Genomic DNA, 3,701 nt, shown 5'->3' with positions numbered 1-3,701 from the left:
CCCAAACTATTCCAAGGGGTAGTAATCTCTCAACCGATGGATAATGCAAACCAATCGGAATCCGATAGCGCTTATTCCTTCATTGATCATTTAGATGTTGTGAATGAAAGCTCATCATCAATCTCAACTTCTCCAGATTACTAAAAATAGCAGGGAAAAAGCAGAATTAAACTGAATCTTTGGTGCATGGTTATTATGGTTCGAAATGTGCCACCGATTCCGGTTTTATTGTGCCAGTGATTTCGGTCTAAAATGTGCCACTTTTTTTAGGCGAACGCTGGCCTAATTTCGGTTCGAAATGTGCCAGTTTGAGAGATCAGGTAAAAAATCGCTATTTCGCAAATAAAAAGCGATATGGCCAACACACTTGATCTTATGGATTTGAAACAGATTTTATCCCTTCACCTTGATGGATTTAGCAACCGGAAAATAAGTGAAATCCTCAATATCCATCGCAATACTGTAAACAGCTACGTTAAGCTTTTCAATGCCAGTAAGCATAGCAAGGAAGAGCTTTTGGCCATGGAAAATCAAGCCTTTCAGAGACTTTTCCCATCTCACACCACTATTAAAAACCCGCGCTTCAATGAGCTGATGTTCTACTTTGAAAAGATGAACCAGCAACGGAGCCATCCGGGATTTACGTTTCTGTACCACTACAATGAGTATTGCCAGCAGGCTCAAGCTCCTTACAGTTATACCCAGTTTATGGAACATTATCACCGGAAGTATCCCAGGGAGAAAGGTTCCATGAAGCTTGAGCATAAACCAGGCCATGAGTTGTACATCGATTTTACAGGAAAGAAGCTGCAGGTTACCGACCGGGAGACTGGAGAGATCATCCCTGTTGAAGTTTTTGTGGCCATATTGCCCCACAGCCAATACACATACATAGAAGCTTGTTTGAGTCAAAAACGGGAGGATCTGATAAGCTGTATGGCCCATGCTTTATCTTTTTATGGCGGTGTTCCTAAAGCCATCGTTTCAGACAATTTAAAATCAGCTGTCACGCGGGCCAGCAAATACGAGCCGGATATCAACCGATCCTTTAAAGACCTTGCTCGTCACTACAACTGCGCTATTAATCCAACCCGCGGGTACTCACCTCAAGATAAGGCATTGGTGGAAAGCGCGGTAAACCTTGCTTATCAGCGTATATTTTATCCCATCCGCCAGATGACGTTCTTCTCACTCGAGGCGCTCAACGATGAAATAAGACGCCTTCTGGCTGCCTATAATAACATGCTGCTTCAACGCCGGCAGGCAAGCCGCCTGGAACTGTTCCAAACCTTTGAGCGGGAACATCTCAAAGCGTTACCATCTTCACCCTACGAGATGAAAGATTACCGCAGGGCTAAGGTTCAAAAGACCGGTTATATCTACTTTTCCCCGGACAAAAATTATTATAGTGTACCTTATCGCTACATTAGCAAACGTACCCAGATACAATACACAAAATCAACAGTGGAGGTTTTTTATAACCAACAGCGTATCGCCAGCCACAAACGTAACCCGGCACCAGGGATTTACATTACCATAGAAGACCACCTTTGCAGCACTCACAGGTTCTACAAACAATGGAGTCCCGATTATTTTAAGAATATGGCCTCCAAGCATGGCGAACATGTAAAAGAGAGTATTAGCGGTTTATTCAAAGAGACTGACTATCCAGAAACGGCTTATAAACGTGCCATGGGTATAATCCAGCTGCACCGTGAATATGGCTCAACGCGGCTCAATGATGCCTGCAAAATAGCCATTGAGGTAGGTACACACTCATACCATCGCATTAAGAATATTCTAAAAAATAATCTGGATAAAGCGATTAACCAGCAGGAGGATCCCGCTCAATCACACATTCCCAATCACAAAAATATCCGGGGTGCTTCTGCCTATGAATAATTTAAACTCACATATTATGAACAACAATCAGACTATTGAAAAACTCAAAAAAATGCGCATCAATGCAATGGCCGAGTTGCACCTGCAGCATGTAAAAAACAACCAACTAACCGATGTTACACCCGATGACTACCTGGCTTTGCTTACCGACCATGAATGGGAGGAGCGGCAAAACAAAAAAATACAACGCTTGCTTAAACAAGCCGGTTTTCGTCAGAAGGCCTCACTGGCCGAGGTGAGTTACAACGAAAACAGGAACCTGGATAAAAACATGTTCCAAAGACTATCCTCGCTAGATTTTATTACACGCAAAGAAAATCTCATCTTTACCGGGCCTTCAGGTGTTGGCAAAAGTTACCTGGCACAAGCCCTGGGCAATCAGGCATGCATGCTGGAATACAAGGTGCTTTACACGATTACTTCGCGACTTTTTAAACGCTTTAAGCTCTCGAAGGCGGATGGCACATACATGAAAGAACTCAACAAACTCGCTAAAATGGATTTGTTAATATTAGATGACTTTGGGCTTCAATCGCTTGACAAACAAGATCGGGAAACCCTAATGGATATTATTGATGATCGGTACAATCAAAAATCCACCATTGTATCATCGCAAATCCCAGTATCGGTATGGTATGACATCATTGGGGAAGGAACCATTGCCGATGCTATACTCGATCGATTGGTAAACTCATCCCATCGAATTGACTTAAAAGGGGACTCTTTACGTAAAGGAATTTTGGAAACACAATAACTATTTTTTGTATTATTGTACCCTCTCTCAGACTGGCACATTTTGACCGAAACGCCTGGCACAATCAGACCGAAATAACCATGGCAGGCATATCAGTCTCCAGGGTTAATATAACTGTATTCAGAAGGCGTTGCAGATACGTATGCTTGTTTTCATTAGAATAAGGATAACTGCCAAATTTTAGGTATTCATTAAATACACGGATCGGTTTAACGCTGTCCGTTATTTCAGCAGCTCGATTTATATGGTCATTCAAAATTTGATCTAAAGTAAGTTCCGGAAGCTCTATATGATAATGAAGTCGGATATATTCTCTCAAAGACATTTCATTAAAACTGTAAACTACAGCACGTCTGCTCAAATCGGCACTCCCTTTCAGTATTTGCAGTGCCGAGGAACTTGTTAAGATTAAATGCAAATCCGGATGATCATCATAAATATTTTTTATCTCACGCGACCAATCCGGATATTTGTGAACTTCATCTATAAAAAGATACTTACCACCATTTTTCACAAATTCATCTGCAAGATTTACCAGCCTGTTTTCGGCAAACCATATATCATCAAGGCTAACATACAAGGCATGGTCATTGTAAGCGAACTTTTCTTTTATATATTGAAGAATCAGTGTTGTTTTACCAACACCTCGCGCTCCTTTTATAATAATTAACCGGTCGTTCCAATCGATTTTGTGATAAAGATACCTTTTAACATTTGAACCAGCTGTTCATGAACAAATAGTCTAATATAAAACCTTGGCTTATAAATCGCTAAAACATGTTTAAAGCACTGTTTATTTTCATCAGTTTCTTTGGCTCTCTCCCAGGAGAGACTAATTTTCCGACGGGTTTTCCGGTATTGCTTTCGGTGCTTGATTTTATTCAATTCATATGGTTCATCTCTATTTTTTCCTTTTCCCAGTTGCAGTTAAAAATCCACAGGGATAAATGAAATTCCATCCCACTAGCCCATGGTTAAGAGTTTTTATCCCAAAATAGGCCGGTTAAAGACATGATCCCAAACACGAGATTCTTCTTCGATATAT

General features: G+C 41.0%; 3 protein-coding genes. 2 read left to right on the top strand and 1 reads right to left on the bottom strand.

The window, feature by feature from the left end:
- Nucleotides 1-354: 354 nt before the first annotated feature.
- Nucleotides 355-1,902 carry an IS21 family transposase gene (istA, locus tag KGY70_18860; GenBank protein ID MBS3777264.1) on the top strand — a complete coding sequence of 516 codons (1,548 nt, stop codon included), beginning with the start codon at nt 355-357 and terminating at the stop codon, nt 1,900-1,902.
- A 16-nt stretch (nt 1,903-1,918) separates the two neighbouring features.
- Nucleotides 1,919-2,656 (top strand): IS21-like element helper ATPase IstB, encoded by a 738-nt coding sequence (gene istB / locus KGY70_18855; GenBank protein ID MBS3777263.1) that lies wholly within the window; start codon nt 1,919-1,921, stop codon nt 2,654-2,656.
- A 64-nt stretch (nt 2,657-2,720) separates the two neighbouring features.
- Here istB and KGY70_18850 read toward each other — a convergent pair whose 3' ends face one another.
- Nucleotides 2,721-3,344, bottom strand: a complete 624-nt coding sequence (locus KGY70_18850) for an AAA family ATPase (protein MBS3777262.1) — start codon at nt 3,342-3,344, stop codon at nt 2,721-2,723.
- Between the last annotated feature and the right edge of the window lie 357 nt (nt 3,345-3,701).

The sequence above is a fragment of the Bacteroidales bacterium genome (assembly GCA_018334875.1).
GTDB lineage: Bacteria > Bacteroidota > Bacteroidia > Bacteroidales > UBA12077 > JAGXLC01.
Note: the sequence above shows the minus strand (reverse complement) of the source record. Positions and strands in the feature narration are given on the sequence as shown.

Bases quoted from the DNA above. Each gene is read 5' to 3' on its own strand.
- istA (MBS3777264.1), top strand. From the start codon at position 355: ATGGCCAACACACTTGATCTTATGGATTTGAAACAGATTTTATCCCTT.
- istB (MBS3777263.1), top strand. From the start codon at position 1,919: ATGAACAACAATCAGACTATTGAAAAACTCAAAAAAATGCGCATCAAT.